Here is an 18,410-nt window from a genome sequence, read left to right as displayed (position 1 = left end):
GCTAACCCACGAATGAGAGCCGGTACATAAGCCTTTTGCGGCCGACCTGCTGATCGGGATAGCCGCTAGCGTGGGATCGTCTTCTCCAATTTGGCCTTGTTATTGAGCCCGCGCCTCACTCGGAGGCGAGCGCCACCACCGGGTCGAGCCCGGCCGCCTTGCGCGCCGGCAAATAGCCGAACACGAGGCCGGTGAGGAAGGCGCAGCCGAAGGCGAGCAGCGCCGGCTCCGCCGCATAGGCGACCGTGGCGCCGAGATATTCGAGCCCCCGGGTGACGCCGAGCCCCAGCGCCACGCCCACGAGGCCGCCGACCCCGCACACCACCAGCGCCTCGGTGTTGAACTGCAGCATGATGTTGGAGCGCCGCGCCCCGGTCGCCATGCGGATGCCGATCTCGCGCGTGCGCTCGGTGACGCTCACCAGCATGATGTTCATCACGCCGATGCCGCCGACGATGAGCGAGATCGCCGCCACCGAGGCCAGCATGGTGGTCAGCGTGTCCGCCGAGGCGGTGGCCATGTCCAGCAGCGAGGAGGTGTTGCGGATCTGGAAATCGTCGGCCCGGTGGCGCCGGCGCAGCAGGGAGGTGATCTCCGCCTGGGTCTCGTCGACCCGGCTCGTGTCCGCCACCGCCACGGTGATGGAATTGACGTAGCGCCGGCCGAAGATGCGGATGAAGCCGGTGGAGAGCGGCATCAGCACCAGATCGTCCTGGTCCGAGCCGAACGCATTGGCGCCGCGCGGCGCCAGCACCCCCAGCACCTGGAACGGCACGTTGCGCACCAGCACGTAGCGCCCCACCGGGTCCTGGCCCGGGAACAGCACCTTCGCCACGGTCGCGCCCAGCACCATCACCGGCGCGTAGGCGTCGTAATCGGCTTGGGTGAACATGGCGCCCGAGGTCATGCCCCAGTCGCGCGCCGTGGTGTAGCCGGGCCCCGAGCCCTGGATCAAAGTGGCGTAGTCGAGATTGCCCACCCGCAGCGTCGCGGTGAGGAAGCGCTCGGGCGAGACCGCGACGATGTTGTCGATCTCCTCGGCGATGGCGGCGGCGTCCTCCTCCTTGAGCGAGGCGTTGACGCCGGTGGTGCGCACCCCCGGCGCGCCGGGCCGCACGATCAGCAGGTTGGTGCCGATGGAGGCGATGCGGTCCAGCACGTCCTGCTTGGAGCCCTGGCCGATGGCCATCATGGCGATCACCGCCGCCACCCCGATGACCACGCCGAGCAGCGTGAGCGCGGTGCGGAAGGCGTTGCCCGCCATGGAGCGCCACGCCATCTTCACCGCCTCGGAGAGGTCGGACAGGAAGGGATTGTGGGCCCGGAGGTCGAGATGCTCGGCGCCGAAGGTGGAGGCGCGCGCGGCCGGCGCCGCCCGCTGGCGCTCGTCGGCGACGATGCGCCCGTCCTGGATCCGCACGATGCGCTCGGCGTGGGCCGCCACCTCCTTGTCGTGGGTGATGAGGATGACGGTGCGCCCCTCGGCGTGCAGCTCGCCCAGCAGCGCCAGCATCAGCTCGCCGGAATGGCTGTCGAGGGCGCCGGTGGGCTCGTCGGCGAGGATCACCGGCGCCTCGTTCATGAGCGCGCGGGCGATCGAGACGCGCTGCTGCTGGCCGCCGGAGAGCTGGGCGGGCCGGTGGTCGGCCCGGTCGGCAAGGCCGAGGCGGGCGAGCAGCGCCCGCGCCCGCTCGCGCCGCTCGGCGCGCGGCCGGCCGGCATAGATGGCGGGGATCTCCACATTCTCCTCCGCCGTGATGGCGGGCAGGAGGTTGTAGCGCTGGAACACGAAGCCGAAGGTGCGCGAGCGCAGCGCCGCGAGCGCGTCCGGCGACAGGGTCGAAACGTCCCGGCCCAGCACGCGGTAGGTGCCGCGCGTCGGCCGGTCGAGGCAGCCGAGGATGTTCATGAGCGTCGACTTGCCCGAGCCCGACTGGCCCATGATTGCCACGTACTCGCCCGGCATGATGGTGAGCGAGACGTCGTCGAGCGCATGCACCACGCCCTCGCCCGAGGGGTAGAGCTTGTCGACCCGGTCGAGGGCGATCAGGGGCGTTGCGGCGTCCGCCGGCGCGGCTTGATCCAGGAGCGGGGCAGGGCTGGGCGCGCTCACATCATCCTCGGCGGCGGCGGGCGCATGGCGCGCTCGGTGCGGCTGACGTCGGTGCTGGTCACCACCTCGTCGCCCTCCTTCAGGCCCTCGCGCACCTCCACCAGCGTGCGGCTGGCGAGACCGATGCGCACGCGCTTCTCCTTCACCGCGCCGTTCTCCATCACCCGGACCATGGCGAGGCTGCGGTCCTCGCCGCTGCGTCCGCGGGCGAGCGGACGCACGGCGGAGACCGGCACCACCAGCACGTCGGTGGCGCTGCCGAGGCGGAAGAACACCTGCGCGCTCATGGAGGTCATCAGCAGGCGCTCGGTGTTGGGCACGTCGATCAGCACCGAATAGAGCACCACGTCATTGATGGTCTCCGGCGTCGGCAGGATCTGCACCACCTTGGCGCTGAACCGGCGGTCCGGCATGCCGAGGGTGGTGAAGTAGACCTCCATGCCCACCTTCACCTTGGGGATGTCGGCCTCGGCCACCTGGGCCTTGACCTGCATGGTGTCGAGGTCGGAGACGCGCAGGATCACCGGCGCCGTCATGTTGGCGTTCAGCGTGCCGCCCTCGCGCGCGTCGATCGAGACCACGGTGCCGTCCATGGGCGCGAAGATCTTGGTGTAGCCGAGATTGGCGAGGTCGCCGTCGAGCGTCGCCTGGGTCTGGTTGATCTGCGCCTTGAGGGCGGCGATCTTGGCCTCGCCGATGCGCACGGTGGCGCCGGTGGCGTCCGCCGTGTCCTGGCTGCCGGCCTTGGAGGCGAGCAGCTTCTGGGCGCGGTCGTTGCGCAGCCGGTCGAGCTCGAGCTGCGCCGTCTGCTGGTCGACCTGGGCCTTGAGATTGTCGATCTGCGCCTGGTTGCCCAGCACCTTGGCCTGGTAGACGGTGGGGTCGATCTCGGCCAGCAGCATGCCCTTCTTCACCTCGTCGCCGATCTTCACGTGGATCTTGCGCAAAAGGCCGGAGACCTGGGTGCCCACGTCCACATAGGTCTTGGGCTCGATCACCGCGAGCGCGGTGACCTGCTGCTCGATGTCGCCGCGCACCACGGGCTGGGTCTGGAGCGCGGGGGCGGCGGCGCCATCCGCGCCGCCGCGGCTCCACCAGAAGGCGCCGCCGGCCAGCAGCGCGCCCGCGAGCGCATACGCGGCGAACCGGCGCCACGGCGCCGCCTGCCGGGCGGCGGGGGCGAGCGGCGCGCGCGCCGCGGCGCCGGGCGCGCCGGCGCGGGATGGATCGGGAGGTGGCGTCTGCAGCATGGATACCGCGCAAGAAGCGAAAGCTGGAACCGTCGATGGTGCGTTGCCGAAACGAGATTAGTCGTTTCGCGCCGGCCGTCGAAGTGAATTCGCGGTAACCTGCGGCGCCGCTGCGCTAAACCCCGCGCGGGCCTGCCGGCGAGGGCGTGCGTGCGCGCCCCTCAGTCTGCGCGGGGACGATAGGCGCCGCTCTGCGGGTCGCGCTCGAGCCGCGTCACCGGCTCCGGCGGCGCCGCCTCGGCGGCGCGGCGGCGCGCCAGCGCCTCGTTCACGCGGCGGCTCTCCGAAGCGAGCAGCTTCACCAGCGCGGCGGCGCCGAGAACTCCCAAAGCGGCGATGACGAGCGGCGGCACGGACCTCTCCTCGAACCTCGATCGGCCGGCGGAACACCGATTCGGTGAAGCAAAGCACGGGCCTATGGCGAAATCTGGCCCGGCCCGCCTCATGCCTTGGCGGGGAACACCTTGTAGGCGCGCGGCACCAGGCCCACCAGCGCCCCGGCCTCGATGGCGAGGTCGAGCGGCACCGCCGCCTCCACCACCACCGTGCCGGCGCCGTCGGCGATCTCCACGTCCGCCCGGCGGGTGGGGCCGAAGGCGCGCAGCGCGCGCACGCGCCCGGAAAACGGCGCGGTGCCCGGCGGGGCGAGGTCCACATGGTGCGGCCGGGCGAGGATGCGCGCCGGCCCGTCCGGCACGCCGGCGGCGGCAAGGCCGAGCGGCCGGCCGTCATGGTAGAGGGCGCCGGCGCGCACCTCGCCGGGCAGGGCCACGGTCTCGCCGATGAAGTCGTGCACGAAGGCGGTGGCGGGCGCGTCATAGACCTCGGCGGGCGAGCCCACCTGCTCGATCCGGCCGTGCCCCATCACCACCACCCGGTCGGCGAGCTCCAGCGCCTCCTCCTGGTCGTGGGTGACGAGCACCGAGGTGACGGGCAGCTCCTCGTGCAGGTGCCGGAGCCAGCGGCGCAGCTCCTTGCGCACCTTGGCGTCGAGCGCGCCGAACGGCTCGTCCAGCAGCAGCACCTTGGGCGAGATGGCGAGCGCGCGGGCGAGCGCCACGCGCTGGCGCTGGCCGCCGGAGAGCTGGGAGGGATAGCGCTCGGCAAGCCAGTCGATCTGTACCAGGGAGAGCAACTCCTCGACCTTGGCGCGGATGGCGGCCTCGGGCAGCTTGTCGGCGCCCTTGCGCACCCTGAGCCCGAAGGCGACGTTCTCGAACACGTTCATGTGCCGGAACAGGGCATAATGCTGGAACACGAAGCCCACATTGCGCTCGCGCACCGAGCGGGCGAGCGCATCCTGGCCGTCGAAGCGCACCTCGCCCGCATCGGGCCATTCGAGCCCGGCGATGATGCGAAGCAGCGTGGTCTTGCCCGATCCCGAGGGGCCGAGCAGCGCCACCAGCTCGCCGGTGGCGATGGCGAGGCTGACATGGTCGAGCGCGGTGAAGTTCTTGAAGCGCTTGGTGACGCCTGCGACCTCGATGGTCATGTGTCTTCCTCGGCGAGCCGGTGTTCCAGGATGGTCTTCGCGACCAGGGTCACGAGGGCGAGGAGCGCCAGCAGCGAGGCCACCGCGAACGAGGCGGCGAACTGGTACTCGTTGTAGAGGATCTCGATGTGCAGCGGCATGGTGTTGGTGAGCCCGCGCACGTGGCCCGACACCACCGACACGGCGCCGAACTCGCCCATGGCGCGGGCGTTGCAGAGCAGCACGCCGTAGAGCAGCGCCCACTTCACGTTGGGCAGCGTCACCCTGAAGAAGGTGGAGAGCCCGGAGGCGCCGAGCGAGACCGCGGCCTCCTCCTCGGCCGTGCCCTGCTCCTGCATCAGCGGGATCAGCTCGCGCGCCACGAACGGGAAGGTGACGAAGATGGTGGCGAGCACGATGCCGGGCACGGCGAAGATGATCTTCACGTCCCAGGCCGCGAGAGGGGCCGCGAACAGGCCCTGGGCGCCGAACAGCAGAACGAAGGCAAGGCCCGCGACCACCGGAGAGACCGAGAACGGCAGGTCGATCAAGGTGATGAGCAGGCTCTTGCCGGGGAACTCGAACTTGGCGATGGCCCAGGCCGCCACCAGGCCGAACAGCAGGTTCGCCGCCACCGAGATGGCGGCGACCAGCAGCGTCAGGCGGATCGCGGCGAGGGCGTCCGGGTTCGCCAGCGCCGAGGCATAGGCCGCGAGGCCGCGCTTCAGCGCCTCCACGAACACCACCACCAGCGGCAGGCCGATGAACAGGGCGAGGAAAGCGAGCGCCACCAGAGTGAGCGCGATGCGCACCGCGGCCGGCTCGGTGTGCACCGGCCGGCCCGCCGCGCGGCGCGCGGCGTCGACGCGGGCGGCGCCGGTGGGCAGGCCCTCGCTGGCGGCGGCGTGCGCTCCGCTGACGGCGCCGCTCATGCGTTCGCCCCCCGCTGCTCGGCCCAGCGCTGGAGCCGGTTGATGACGAACAGCAGCGCGAAGGACGCCACCAGCATCACGCAGGCGATGGCGGTGGCGTCGGCGTAGCGGAACTCCTCCAGGCGGATGACGATGAGCAGCGGCGCGATCTCCGACACGCCGGGCAGGTTGCCGGCGATGAAGATGACCGAGCCGTATTCGCCCACCGCGCGGGCGAAGGCGAGGGCGAAGCCGGTGAGCAGCGCCGGCCAGATGGAGGGCAGCACCACGCGCCACAGCGCCTGTCCGCGCGAGGCGCCGAGGCTGGCCGCGGCCTCCTCCAGCTCGCGGTCGAGGTCGGCGAGCACCGGCTCCACCGTGCGCACCACGAACGGCAGGCCGATGAAGACGAGGGCGACGAGAATGCCGAGCGGGGTGAAGGACACGGCGATGCCGAGCGGCGCCAAAAGGGAGCCGATCCAGCCATTGGGCGCATAGAGCGCGGTCAGCGCGATGCCGGCGACCGCGGTGGGCAGGGCGAAGGGGATGTCGATCAGCGCATCCACCACCTTGCGGAACGGGAAGTCGTAGCGCACCAGCACCCACACCACGACGGCGCCGAACACCAGGTTGATGGCCGCCGCCGCCAGCGACAGCCCGAACGAGATCTGCAGCGCGTGCAGGGTGCGCGGGCTGGTGACGATGGCGACGAAGCGCTCCAGCGAGATCTCGCTGGTCTTGATGAACAGCGCGGAGAGCGGCAGCAGCACGACGAGGCTGAGCCAGGTCAACGTCAGCCCCATGGTGATACCGAAGCCAGGGATCACGCTCTTCGGGCGCCGGAGGCGGCGTCGGGCGGGCGCGGCGGTCATGGGCGGGACTTATGGGCGCGCATGGTCATCGGTGCCTGCGTCCGGACGGTGCGGGCGGCAGGGGGCCGGCGCGGTCCGCCATCGCCGGCCCTTGCCGTGGCGCACCCCCTCCCCCTTGTGGGGAGGGGCGCGATGCCGAACCCAACCGGGTCTCGATGGTCATGCCGAAGCGGCCGGAACGCTCAGTTCGCATAGATCTGGTCGAACACGCCGCCGTCGGCGAAGTGGGTCTTCTGCGCCTTCTGCCAGCCGCCGAACACCTGGTCGATGGTGAACAGGTCTACCTTGGCGAACGTGTCCTTGTGCCGGGCGGCCACCTGCTCGTCGCGCGGGCGGTAATAGTGCTTGGCGGCGATCTCCTGGCCGGCGGGAGTGTAGAGGAACTTGAGGTACGCCTCGGAGATGTCGCGCGTGCCCTGCTTCTCCACCACCTTGTCCACCACCGTCACCGGCGGTTCGGCCAGGATCGAGAGCGAGGGGGTGACGATGTCGAACTTGTCCGGCCCGAGCTCGTTCACCGAGAGATAGGCCTCGTTCTCCCACGCCAGCAGCACGTCGCCGATGCCGCGCTCGACGAAGGTGACGGTGGAGCCGCGGGCGCCGGTGTCAAGCACGGGCGCGTTCTTGAACAGCGCCTTGACGAAGTCCTTCGCCTTGGTCTCGTCGCCGCCGTTCTTCCTGAGCGCGTAGCCCCAGGCGGCGAGGTAGTTCCAGCGGGCGCCGCCGGAGGTCTTCGGGTTCGGCGTGACGATCTTGACGCCCGGTTTCACCAGGTCGTCCCAGTCCCTGATGTTCTTGGGATTGCCCTTGCGCACCAGGAACACGATGGTCGAAGTGTAGGGCGCCGAATTCTCCGGCAGGCGCTTCTGCCAGTCCCTGGCGATGAGGCCCTTCTCGGCGATGGCGTCGATGTCGTAGGCGAGCGCCAGCGTCACCACGTCCGCCTCCAGGCCGTCGATCACCGCGCGCGCCTGCTTGCCCGAGCCTCCGTGCGACTGGTTGATCTTCAGCGTGTCGCCGGGGCGCGACTTCAGCCATTCGGCGGCGAACGCCTTGTTCACGTCCACATACAGCTCGCGGGTGGGATCGTAGGAGACGTTGAGCAGCGTCGTGTCGGCGGCGAGGGCGGCGCCGGAGACCAGCGCGAGGGCGGCGCCGGCGAAGAGGGCCGATAGGGGCGCGGAACGGTGCGTCATGGAACCTCCTAGGGAGCCGTCGTCAGCCCCGATTATTCCGATCGAGTAAAACGATGGCATCGGATTCCCGGGGGGTCAATGCAATTTTCTATAATATCGATAGATTAAAGTATAACTTATCGGACAATAAAAACCGGCGGGCGGCAAGGCCCTCCGCCGGTCCGCAACCCGTTGCGGCGCTTCAGATTCCCTCGCCCATATGGATGCCGCACTCGGTCTTGGCGCGGCCCCGCCAGCGTCCGGCGCGCGGGTCCTCGCCGGGCATCACGCGGGTGGTGCAGGGCATGCAGCCTACCGAGGCGAAGCCGAACGCCTCCAAAGGATGCTTCGGCAAATCGTGCGCGGCCATGTAGCCTTCGAGGTCGGCCCGGGCCATGCCGGCGAGCGGGTTGAACTTCACGCGCGCCCCATCCGCCTCCACCACCGGGATCTCGGCGCGGGTCGCCGCCTGGTAGCGCTTGCGGCCGTTGATCCAGGCGCCATAGGGGGCGAGCGCGCGGGCGAGCGGCGCCACCTTGCGCAGGGCGCAGCAGGCGTCCGGATTCTCCGCCCAGAGCGCGCTCTCGGGGTCGCGCGCGGCCAGGTCGCGCGCATCGGGCGCGAAGGTGACGATGCCGGTGAGGCCGAGCCGCGCGGCGAGCGCGTCGCGATAGGCGAGGGTCTCCGGGAACAGGTGGCCGGTGTCGAGGAACAGCACCGGCGTCGCCCGGTCCACCAGCGAGATCAGATGCAGCAGCACCGCCGATTCGGTGCCGAAGGAGGAGACCGCGGCGACGCGGCCGGGAAACGCGTCGAGCGCCGCGGCGATGATGGCGGTGGGCGCGGCCGCGCGCAGACGCGCGTCGAGCGCCGCGGCGTCGATGCGCGGCAGGAGGGGGTCGACCGCGTTCATTCGGCGGCCTCGAGCTCCTGGGCACGCGCCCGCAGGTCGCGCACGGTGCGGCGGCCGTCGCCGGTCGGCTGGTAGAACACCGAGTAGCGCGCCAGCGCCTCCCGGAAGGCGGCGGCGTCGCTCGCCTTCTCGAGCGCGAACGCGTCGAAGCCCGCGCGCGCCATGAACAGCACCTGGTCCTGCAGCACGTTGCCGGTGGCGCGCACCTCGCCCCGGAAGCGGTGGCGCTCGCGCAAGAGCCGCGCCTGGCTGAAGGCGCGCCCGTCGCGGAACTTCGGGAAGGCGAGCGCCACCAGCGCGAGGCGCGGCAGGACCGGCGCCAGAAGCGCGACATCCTTGTCGTTGGGCCAGGCGACGCCGAGCGGGCCGGCATGGGCCGCGAGCGCCGGATCGCCCGACAGGAGCCGCGCGGCCGAGACGATCACCGCCCCCTGGGGCAGCGCCTCGCCGTCGGCGACGAAGACGAAGGGATCGGCCGTGACGGCGCCGGACTTAACGAGGGGCATAGGCGCGCTCCTTGAACGGGTCGGGGCCGAGGCGCTCGACCGCGGCGATGAAGGTCTCGGACGGGGAAAGGCGCAGTTCCAGATAGGTGTCGACGATGCGCTCCACCGCATCGACGATCTCGCTCTCGGGGATTGCGGGGCCGATCAGCTCGCCCAGGCGGGCCTTGAAATTGCCCTTGCCGCCAAGGGCGATCTGGAAGAATTCCTCGTCCTTCTTGTCCACCCCGAGGATGCCGATATGGCCCACATGGTGGTGGCCGCAGGCATTGATGCAGCCGGAGATGTTGAGGTGCAGCCGGCCGATCTCGGCGGCCCGCGCCGGGTCGGCGAAGCGCTGTGAGATCGCCTGCGCGATCGGGATCGAGCGGGTGTTGGCGAGCGAGCAGTAATCGAGCCCGGGGCAGGAGATGATGTCGCTCACGAGGCCGACGTTCGGGGTCGCGACGCCGATGGCGTCGAGCTTCTTCCACAGCTCCGGCAGGTCCTTCTGGCGCACGTGCGGGAAGGTGAGGTTCTGCTCGTGGGCGACCCGCACCTCGCCATAAGCGTAAAGCTCGGCGAGGTCGGCGATGGCGTCCATCTGGTCCGCCGTGGCATCGCCCGGCGGGCCGCCGATCGGCTTCAGCGACAAGGTGACGATGGCGTGCCCCGGCGCCTTGTGGGGCGCCACCGCATTGGCGTGCCAGCGGGCGAAGTCCGGCTCTTCGAGCGCCGCCGCGAGCACCGCCGGGCGGTCCTCCAGACGGTCGAAGTCGGGGGTCGCGAAATGGGCGCGCACCTGGTCGATGGCGTCGGCGTCGAGCCGCAAGGCGCCGTCGCGGATCGCCGCCCACTCCGCCTCGACGCGGCGGGTGAATTCCTCGAGGCCGATCTCGTGCACCTGGATCTTGATGCGGGCCTTGTAGATGTTGTCGCGCCGGCCCTCGAGATTGTAGGTGCGCAGCACCGCCTCGAGATAGGAGAGCAGGTGCTCCTTCGGCAGGAAGTCGCGGATGGTCTTGCCGATGAAGGGCGAGCGGCCGAGCCCGCCACCGACGATCACCTCGAAGCCGGTCTCGCCGTCCTTCCTGTGCAGCCGCAGGCCGACGTCGTGCACCTTGATGGCGGCGCGGTCGTGGGTCGCCGCCGTGATGGCGATCTTGAACTTGCGCGGCAGGAAGGTGAATTCCGGGTGCAGCGTCGACCACTGGCGGATGATCTCGGCATAAAGGCGCGGGTCCTCGATCTCGTCGGGGGCGGCGCCGGCCCAGGGGTCGGTGGTGGTGTTGCGGATGCAGTTGCCCGAGGTCTGGATGCCGTGGATGCCCACCTTGGCGAGGTCGGCCATGGCGTCCGGCAGCTCGGCGAGCTTGATCCAGTTGAACTGGATGTTCTGGCGCGTGGTGAAGTGGCCATAGCCGCGGTCATACGTGCGCGCCACGGCGGCCAAGGCCCGCAACTGGGTGCCCGACAGCGTGCCGTAGGGGATGCACACCCGCAGCATGTAGGCGTGGAGCTGGAGATAGACGCCGTTCATGAGGCGGAGCGGCTTGAACTCCTCCTCGCTGAGCGCGCCGGACAGGCGCCGCGCCACCTGGCCGCGGAAATCCTCCACCCGCTCGGCGAGGAAGGCGCGGTCGAACTCGTCATGGACATACATGGGGAAACCCGATCAGTCGCCGCGCGCTCAGAGCGCGCCGGGCAGGGTGACGGTAGGGCCCGCGGTGCGGATGCGCTCGCGCAGGGTCGCGGGCTGCGGCACCCCCGCCGCCGAGAGGGCGACCGTGGCCGGATAGGCGCCCACCGCCGCGCGCTCGTCGGCATGGGCGAGGTCGAGCAGGTGCAGCGCGGCGTCGGCGGTGGTCGCGACCTCGGCCTCGGCGATCCGGTCGGTCCAGCGCCCGCCCTTGCCGAGCCATACCACCGCGCCGTCGGCGAGGCGGTTCGCGGTCACCACGGTGGGGCCGGCGATCTTCAGCTTGCGCTGGAGGGGAGAGGTCATCGGATGCTCCTCGCTACCGCGCTGCAAACCACAGGTTGGAGGCGTTAAAACAACATTTCATCGTGGAATATAAAATAAAACGCATCATCAATCTGCGCAATATGAAAATATTAGCATTTAATACATGTGAAATTGGATCGCCGCTTGGCCCACATCGCCGCGTCCCGCTTGTGTGGCCCCGCGGCCTCGGGCAGCCTGCGGCGCCTCGGCCCGGCACCGCCGGCCGGGCAACGAGGTCGAGGAGCGCCCATGTCCGACAGTCCGCCCCACAGCTCATCCGCCGATGCCGCCCCGATCCTGTATGCGGTCGCGGACGGCATCGCCCGCATCCGGTTCAACCGGCCGGCGGTGCTGAACGCCATCGACGAGGCGACCATCCTCGCCTTCAAGGACGCGGTGGAGCGCACGGCGAAGGATCCCTCGGTGCGGGCGGTGGTTCTGTCGGGGGAGGGCCGGGCCTTCCTCGCGGGCGGCGACGTCGGCCGCTTCCATGCCGCCGGGCGCGACGCGCCGAAGGTGGTGGCGGCGATCATCGAGCCGTTCCACCACGCCATCGTCGCGCTTGCTTCCTTGCATGCGCCGGTGATCGCCAGCCTGCATGGGGCCGTGGCGGGGGCGGGACTGTCGGTGGCGCTCGCCGCCGACCTCGCCATCGCCGCGGACGATGCGCGCTTCACCATGGCCTATGCCCGCATCGGCACCACGCCGGACGGCTCCGGCACCTTCTCGCTGCCGCGCGTGGTGGGCCTGCGCAAGGCGCTGGAGCTCGCCATGCTGGGCGACGTGATCGACGCCGCCGAGGCGCTGCGGCTCGGGCTCGTGAACAAGGTGGTGCCGGCCGCCGAGCTTGCCGCCGAGACCGACGCGCTCGCATGCCGCCTCGCCGCCGGCCCGACCCTCGCTTATGGCCGCATCAAGCACCTGATGCGCACCTCCTTCTCCCACACTTTGTCCGAGCAGCTTCACGCCGAGCGCGATGCCTTCGTCGCCAGCGCCGGCTCGCGCGACTTCGCCGAGGGCGTGGCCGCCTTCGTGGAGAAACGCGCGCCCAAGTTCACGGGTGGATGACCGGGGACGTTTTAATTAACGTCAAATAATTGGTTATTGACCAAACTCACGACAACTCGATAAGTTTGATCAACTTAATCGCGCCGGCTGACGTCCGATGACCTCCCGAACCTCCCCTCTCGTGCGCGACAGCATCCTGTTCGCGCTTTCTTATGCGGTGATCCTGGCGGCGATCCTGTTCGGCTGAACCGCCTCCGTCTTCCGCAAGGCCGGGCCCATCGGGCCCGGCCTTTTCGCGTCCGTCGCTTCGCGCCGGCGCGGGACGCCATGTGTGGCCCTCGCGCATCGTTGAGAATAATTCTTTCCTCGATGGGGAGGCCGACGGCGGGCGTGAACCGCCCCACCGCCAGCGCCACCGCCCCCTCGCGCCATCCCCTGCGCCCGCGCGCGCCGGCCGCGCTTTGCCGGAGCGCGCGGGTGCATCTCCCTCGCCTTTGGGCATAATGGCCGCCCGGCCGGAGTGCGCCGCGGGGAAGGGGTATTTCGTGTCGGGGGCCGAGCAGCGCAGCGACGTGTTCGAGAAGGCTGCGGTCGAGAGCGTGCTCGGCGGCTACGAGACCTTGCCGGGCGTGCGCGATGAGATGATGGACGCGGATGGCCGTCCGCGCGCCCATTGGGTGCCCTTTCTCGCCGCCTTGGCCGAGCTCGGGCCGGAGGAATTGCGCCGCCGCTTCGCCGCCGCCGACCGCTACCTCAAGGATTCGGGCGTCTTCTACCGGGTCTATGACGATGCCGGCGGCGACGAGCGGCCCTGGTCGCTCAGCCACCTGCCCCTGGTGCTGGGCTCGGCCGACTGGGACGCGCTCTGCCAGGGGCTGACCCAGCGCGCCGAGCTGCTGGAACTGGTGCTGAAGGACCTCTACGGCCCCGCGCGCCTGGTGACGGAGGGCGACATTCCCGCCGCCGCGGTGGCCGGCAGCCCGGAATTCCTGCGCCCGCTGGTGGGCGTGAAGCCGGTGGGCGGGCGCTATCTGCGGCTCTATGCGGCGGACGTGGGTCGCGGCCCGGACGGGCGCTGGTGGGTGCTCTCCGACCGCACCCAGGCGCCCTCGGGCGCCGGCTATGCGCTCGAGAACCGCCTCGCTTTGACCCGCGCGCTGCCGGACGTCTCGCGCGCCTTGCGCATGCACCGGGTCGCCGCCTTCTTCCAGGCGCTGCGCACCTCGCTGCTGAAACTCGACCGCACCGGCGAGGGGCGCATCGGCCTGCTCACGCCGGGCCCGCTCAACGAGACCTATTTCGAGCACGCGCTGCTCGCCCGCTATCTCGGCTTCCTGCTGGTGGAGGGCGAGGACCTCACGGTGCGCGGCGACGCGCTCCATGTGCGCACGGTTGCCGGCCTGCGCCGCATCGACGTGCTGCTACGCCGCCTCGACGCCGATTTCGCCGACCCGCTGGAGCTCAACGCCCGCTCGCGCCTCGGCGTGCCCGGCCTGGTGCAGGCGGCGCGCAGCGGCGGGGTGGCGCTCGCCAACGCGCTCGGCTCGGGGCTGGTGGAATCGCCGGCGCTGCTCGCCTTCCTGCCGCGCCTCGCCCAGCGCCTCATCGGCGGCCCGCTGAAGCTGCCGCACGTCGCCACCTGGTGGTGCGGCCAGGAGGCCGAGCGCGCCCAGGTGCTGGAGCATCTCGACGAACTGGTGCTCGGCTCGGCCTTCGGCCGGACGGTGCCGGGCCTGCTGGAGGGCGGCTCGGTGATCGGCGCCGACCTCTCGCCCGCCGCCCGGCGGCGCCTGTCCACCGTGCTCGCCCGGCGCGGCGCCGACGTGGTGGGCCAGGACATCGCCCGCCTGTCCACCACGCCGGTGTGGACCGGCGAGAAGCTGACCCCGCGCCCCTTCATGCTGCGCGTGTTCCTGTGCGCCACCGAGCGCGGCTGGGAGGTGATGCCGGGCGGCTTCTGCCGCATCTCCTCGGCGCCCGACGCGCGCGCGGTCTCGCTCCAGAAGGGCGACCGCTCGGCCGACGTGTGGGTGCTCTCGGACCAGGCGGTGGCCGACACCACGCTGCTGCCGAGCCCGGCCAACGTGAAGGTGCGCCGCTCCTCGGGCACGCTGCCGAGCCGGGCCGCCGACAATCTGTTCTGGCTCGGCCGCTACGTGGAGCGCGCCGAGGCGACGCTGCGCCTCGCCCGGGTGCTGGTGAGCCGGCTCGCCGAGAGCGGCGACGTCGGCACCAGCCCCCTGGTCTCGCGCCTGCTCGGCCTGCTGGGCGCCTGGGGCGCCATGCCGCGCGATCTGGCGCGGGCGACGCCGGCGCGCTACGCCATCGCCGTGCTCACCCGCCACGACATCCCCGGGGCGCTGCCGCAGCTGGTGCTCGCCGCGCGCTCGGCGGCGTCCGTGATCCGCGACCGCTTCTCGCCCGATGCCTGGGGGGCGCTGGTGGATCTTGAGGCGTGCGTGAACCTGCCGGTGCCCGCCGCCCCCTCGGAGGCGGACGCCCACGAGCGGGCCGACGCGGCGCTGCGCATCATCGCCGCCTTCTCGGGCCTCGCCTCGGAGAACATGAACCGCCTCACCGGCTGGCGCTTCCTGGAGCTCGGCCGGCGCACCGAGCGCGCCATCGGCACGCTGCGCTTCGCCCGCACCTTCGGCGAGCAGGGCGCGCCCGCCGGCTCGCTCGACGCGCTGCTCCAGGTGTCGGACAGCCGCATCACCTACCGCACGCGCTACGTGATGATGGAGGCGCGCGGGCCGGTGCTCGATCTGGTGCTGCTCGACCCCGACAATCCGCGCTCGGTCGCGTTCCAGGTGGAGCGCATGGCGGCGCACCTCAAGGTGCTGCCGGGCCGCGACATGGACGCGCCGCCGCCGCGCTGGGAGCGGCTCGTCGCCCGCATGCAGGCGGAGCTGGCGGCCGCCACCGCCGAGAGCTTCGATCCCGACTGGTTCCAGTCCATGGAGGACCTGCTCATGGAGCTGTCCGACGAGGTCTCGGCCCACTATTTCCTCCAGGGCCATTCCCCGGAGATGACCCTCACCTTGGCTCTGTGAGGCGCCGATGCTCTACGACATCCGCCAGACCACCTCCTACACCTACACCGTGCCGGTGCGGGTGGCGCGGCAGGTGCTGCGCATGACGCCGGTGGACCGCGCCGGGCACCAGCACGTGATCGCCCACATGCTGGAGATCCAGCCCGACCCGGCGGAGCGCGAGCAGGGCATCGACTTCTTCGGCAACGGCGTCACCTGGGTCACCCTCGACCAGCCGCACGACCATCTGCAGATCTCCACCCGCAGCCGCGTCGAGGTGGCCGCCACCGCTTTGCCGGAGGCGGAGGAGACGCCGAGCGTCGACACGGTGCGGGCCGCGGCGCTGGAGATCCCGGACCTGTCCGCCCGCGCCCCCTGCCACGGCCTGTTCGCCTCGCGCGCGGTGCCGCTCGACGGTGAGATCACCGACTGGGCCGCGACCAGCTTTCCGGGCGACCGGCCGGTGCTTCAGGCCGGATTGGAGCTGATGCATCGCATCAAGGACGAGTTCCTCTACCAGCCGGGCTCCACCATCGTCACCACGCCGCCCCACGAGGCGTTCGAGGCGCGGCGTGGCGTGTGCCAGGACTTCGCCCAGGTGATGATCGCTGGCCTGCGCGGGCTCGGCCTGCCGGCGCGCTACGTGTCGGGCTATCTGCGCACCGTGCCGCCCGAGGGCCAGGCGCGCCTCGAAGGGGCGGACGCCACCCATGCCTGGGTGGAACTGTGGTGCGGCCCGCGGGCGGGGTGGATCGGCCTCGACCCCACCAACGCCATCCCGGCGGGCGACGACCACATCATCCTCGCCATCGGCCGTGATTATGCCGACGTGGCGCCGGTGGACGGCGTCATCGTCGCCTCGGGCGACCACATCCTCACCGTCGGCGTCGACGTGATCCCCGTGGAGCGGTGAGGGGGCGGATCTCGAAGCCTCCCGCGTCGCTCAGCTTTCAGAACCGCGCCTTCCCTCCCTCACGCCGTCGCCCTCCGGCTCGACCGGAGGGCCCATGGCCGCCGGTCGGAGACGCCACGCCGGGGCCATGGATGCTCCGATCAGTTCGGAGCATGACGGCGGTTTGGGTGTTCGGCGCCCGTTCGCCGCTGCCGCCACGGTCATCCCCCGGCTCGTCCGGGGGATCCACCCGGCGGCCGGGCCGGCGCTTCGTTCTTGGGCCGCGCGCAGGCGGAAAAGTGGATGCCCCGGACGAGCCGGGGCATGACGGCGGTTAGGGCAGGGGGGCCGCCGGCTCTCCCCGCCGCCGCCGTCGGGCGCTTCGCCCCGTCGCCGCGCCCTATTGCGCCGGCCCCATCACCTGGTCCGGCAGCCAGGTGGCGATCTCCGGGAACAGGCACAGGATGAAGATGCCGAGCACCATGGCGATGACGTAGGGCAGCGCGCCCCACAGCACCTGCGCGGTCGGCACCTGCGGGGCGATGGCGTTGACCACGAACAAGTTGAGCCCCACCGGTGGCGTGATGAGGCCGATCTCCATGTTGATGGTGAGGATCACCGCGAACCAATAGGGGTCGAAGCCCGACGCCACCACGATCGGAAACAACAGCGGCGCCGACATGACGATGATCGCCACCGGCGGCAGGAACATGCCGGCCACCAGCAGGAACACGTTGATGATCGCCATCAGCACCCAGCGGTTCACCTCCAGGCCGGCGATGGTGGAGGCCACCGTCTGGGTGATGAACAGCGAGGACAGGGCGAACGCGAACAGTTCGGCGGACGCCATGATCATCATGATCATGATGCTCTCGCGCATGGTCGACGAGAAGATCTCGATGATCGGCCTCGGCCGGAACAGCCGGTACATGATGATGACGACGCCGAGCGTCAGGAAGGCGCCCGCGCCCGCCGCCTCGGACGGCGTCGCGACGCCGCCATAGAGCACGTAGAGCGTGCCGACGATGATGATGATGAAGGGCGTGACCTTGGGCAGCGCCGCGAGCTTCTGGCCGAAGGTGAAGCGCGTGCCCCTATCGTCGAAGCGGAAGCCCTTGCGCTTGCAGTCGATCAGAGCCCACGCCATGAACATGGCGGTGAGCATCAGCCCCGGCATCACGCCCGCCAGGAACAGGCGGCCGATGGAGGTCTCGGTGGCGATGCCGTAGACGATCATGGTCACCGAGGGCGGGATCAGGATGCCGAGCGTGCCGCCGGCGCAGATCGAGCCGGTGGCGACCGACGCGGGATAGCCGCGCTTCAGCATCTCCGGGATGCCCATCTTGCCGATGGCGGCGCAGGTGGCTGGGCTCGACCCGGTCATGCCGGCGAAGATGGCGCAGGCGCCGATGTTGGACAGCACCAGCCCGCCCGGCACCCGGTTGAGCCAGCGGTCGAGCGCCTCATAGAGATCCTTGCCCGCCGGCGTGGCCGCCACGGCCGCGCCCATCAGCACGAACATGGGGATCGAGACGTAAGCGAGGTTGCCGATGCCGGCGAACATGGTCTCGGCCAAGACGTCGAACACGCCGATGCCGTTCGCCACCAGCAGGCCGGCGATGGCGGCGAGCCCGAGCGCGAAGGCGATGGGCATGCCGGTCGCCAGCAGCAGCAGCAGCGTGCCGACGATGAGGAATCCCGCGGTGGTGGGGGAGAGCGCGCTCATGGATGGGCTCCGAAGCCGTCCGTGCCGGCGAGGCGGCGCAGGATCTCGGCGATGTATTGCAGGCTGAGGAGCGCGAAGCCGACGGGCAGCGGCAGCAGCGGCACCCACAGGATGATCGCGGCGGCGGACGAGGTGCGCCACTCGTTCACATAGGCCTCGTGGAAGAAGATGAAGCTCGCCACCGTCATGGCGATGGCGAAGGCGAGGCCCAGCACGGCGCCGATCAGCCCCAGCACCCGGCGCACCGGCGGGCGGGCCATGATCTCGATCACGTCCACCCCCACATGGCCGCGCGTCAGCAGCACATAGGGCGCGCCGAGAAAGATCGCGGCGGTGGCCGAGAAGATGACGAAATCGGTCTGCCAGATGGTGGGCGAGCGGAACACGTAGCGCAGGAAGATCATCTGGCAGATCACCAGCATGGCGGCCACCAGCATGAGCCCGGAGGCGACGCCGGCGAGCTTCGACAGGGTGTCCACGGTCTTCAGATAGAGGCGGATCATGGCGTCTGCTTTCGCAATGGGCGTCGGTCGGTCCGGCCTTGGCGGCCGTCGCCGCGC

16 protein-coding genes are annotated in these 18,410 nt (G+C 70.7%); 3 read left to right on the top strand and 13 right to left on the bottom strand.

The features are described from left to right. Window positions 1-115: 115 nt before the first annotated feature. The 11 genes from ABLE88_RS05105 to ABLE88_RS05055 form a co-directional block, all read right to left on the bottom strand. Complete coding sequence (locus ABLE88_RS05105) at window positions 116-2,113, bottom strand: MacB family efflux pump subunit (protein WP_348830364.1); 1,998 nt, start codon at window positions 2,111-2,113, stop codon at window positions 116-118. Further along, window positions 2,110-3,363: an efflux RND transporter periplasmic adaptor subunit gene (locus ABLE88_RS05100; protein WP_348830363.1), complete on the bottom strand. Its 1,254-nt coding sequence runs from the start codon at window positions 3,361-3,363 to the stop codon at window positions 2,110-2,112. The genes ABLE88_RS05105 and ABLE88_RS05100 overlap by 4 nt, the downstream gene beginning before the upstream one ends. A 161-nt stretch (window positions 3,364-3,524) precedes the next feature. After that, on the bottom strand, window positions 3,525-3,716 hold the full coding sequence (locus ABLE88_RS05095) for a hypothetical protein (RefSeq protein ID WP_348830362.1): 192 nt from the start codon (window positions 3,714-3,716) through the stop codon (window positions 3,525-3,527). Window positions 3,717-3,805: 89 nt separating this feature from the next. Beyond that, a complete protein-coding gene (locus tag ABLE88_RS05090; RefSeq protein ID WP_348830361.1) occupies window positions 3,806-4,855 on the bottom strand; it encodes a sulfate/molybdate ABC transporter ATP-binding protein in 1,050 nt (349 codons plus the stop codon). After that, entirely contained in the window at window positions 4,852-5,766 is a 915-nt protein-coding gene (cysW, locus tag ABLE88_RS05085) for a sulfate ABC transporter permease subunit CysW (protein WP_348830360.1), read from the bottom strand. Before cysW ends, ABLE88_RS05090 begins: the two co-directional genes overlap by 4 nt. Further along, window positions 5,763-6,617: a sulfate ABC transporter permease subunit CysT gene (cysT, locus tag ABLE88_RS05080; protein WP_348830359.1), complete on the bottom strand. Its 855-nt coding sequence runs from the start codon at window positions 6,615-6,617 to the stop codon at window positions 5,763-5,765. The genes cysW and cysT overlap by 4 nt, the downstream gene beginning before the upstream one ends. 182 nt (window positions 6,618-6,799) lie before the next feature. Further along, window positions 6,800-7,813 carry a sulfate ABC transporter substrate-binding protein gene (locus ABLE88_RS05075; protein ID WP_348830358.1) on the bottom strand — a complete coding sequence of 338 codons (1,014 nt, stop codon included), beginning with the start codon at window positions 7,811-7,813 and terminating at the stop codon, window positions 6,800-6,802. Window positions 7,814-7,994: 181 nt separating this feature from the next. Then, complete coding sequence (locus ABLE88_RS05070; RefSeq protein WP_348830357.1) at window positions 7,995-8,705, bottom strand: phosphoadenylyl-sulfate reductase; 711 nt, start codon at window positions 8,703-8,705, stop codon at window positions 7,995-7,997. Continuing rightward, on the bottom strand, window positions 8,702-9,211 hold the full coding sequence (locus tag ABLE88_RS05065; protein ID WP_348830356.1) for a DUF934 domain-containing protein: 510 nt from the start codon (window positions 9,209-9,211) through the stop codon (window positions 8,702-8,704). Before ABLE88_RS05065 ends, ABLE88_RS05070 begins: the two co-directional genes overlap by 4 nt. After that, window positions 9,198-10,850, bottom strand: coding sequence for a nitrite/sulfite reductase (locus ABLE88_RS05060; RefSeq protein WP_348830355.1), 1,653 nt, complete (start codon window positions 10,848-10,850; stop codon window positions 9,198-9,200). Before ABLE88_RS05060 ends, ABLE88_RS05065 begins: the two co-directional genes overlap by 14 nt. A 27-nt stretch (window positions 10,851-10,877) precedes the next feature. Further along, entirely contained in the window at window positions 10,878-11,192 is a 315-nt protein-coding gene (locus tag ABLE88_RS05055) for a DUF2849 domain-containing protein (protein ID WP_348830354.1), read from the bottom strand. A gap of 249 nt (window positions 11,193-11,441) precedes the next feature. Between ABLE88_RS05055 and ABLE88_RS05050 the strand changes: the two genes are divergently transcribed. The 3 genes from ABLE88_RS05050 to ABLE88_RS05040 all read left to right on the top strand — a co-directional run bounded on the left by ABLE88_RS05050 (window position 11,442) and on the right by ABLE88_RS05040 (window position 16,145). After that, a complete protein-coding gene (locus tag ABLE88_RS05050; RefSeq protein WP_348830353.1) occupies window positions 11,442-12,260 on the top strand; it encodes an enoyl-CoA hydratase/isomerase family protein in 819 nt (272 codons plus the stop codon). Between the two features lie 485 nt (window positions 12,261-12,745). Next, window positions 12,746-15,253, top strand: coding sequence for a circularly permuted type 2 ATP-grasp protein (locus ABLE88_RS05045; RefSeq protein ID WP_348830352.1), 2,508 nt, complete (start codon window positions 12,746-12,748; stop codon window positions 15,251-15,253). A 7-nt stretch (window positions 15,254-15,260) separates the two neighbouring features. Next, window positions 15,261-16,145, top strand: a complete 885-nt coding sequence (locus ABLE88_RS05040) for a transglutaminase family protein (protein WP_348830351.1) — start codon at window positions 15,261-15,263, stop codon at window positions 16,143-16,145. Window positions 16,146-16,524: 379 nt separating this feature from the next. On the opposite strand, the gene ABLE88_RS05035 is transcribed toward ABLE88_RS05040, so the two are convergent. Beyond that, window positions 16,525-17,850 (bottom strand): TRAP transporter large permease, encoded by a 1,326-nt coding sequence (locus ABLE88_RS05035; protein ID WP_348830350.1) that lies wholly within the window; start codon window positions 17,848-17,850, stop codon window positions 16,525-16,527. After that, on the bottom strand, window positions 17,847-18,353 hold the full coding sequence (locus tag ABLE88_RS05030; RefSeq protein ID WP_348830349.1) for a TRAP transporter small permease subunit: 507 nt from the start codon (window positions 18,351-18,353) through the stop codon (window positions 17,847-17,849). The genes ABLE88_RS05035 and ABLE88_RS05030 overlap by 4 nt, the downstream gene beginning before the upstream one ends. Window positions 18,354-18,410 lie beyond the last annotated feature (57 nt).

Origin of the sequence: Xanthobacter luteus (genome assembly GCF_040049235.1) — a bacterium.
In the GTDB taxonomy this organism is placed as follows: domain Bacteria; phylum Pseudomonadota; class Alphaproteobacteria; order Rhizobiales; family Xanthobacteraceae; genus Xanthobacter.
This window is presented reverse-complemented; position numbering and strand designations above follow the sequence as displayed.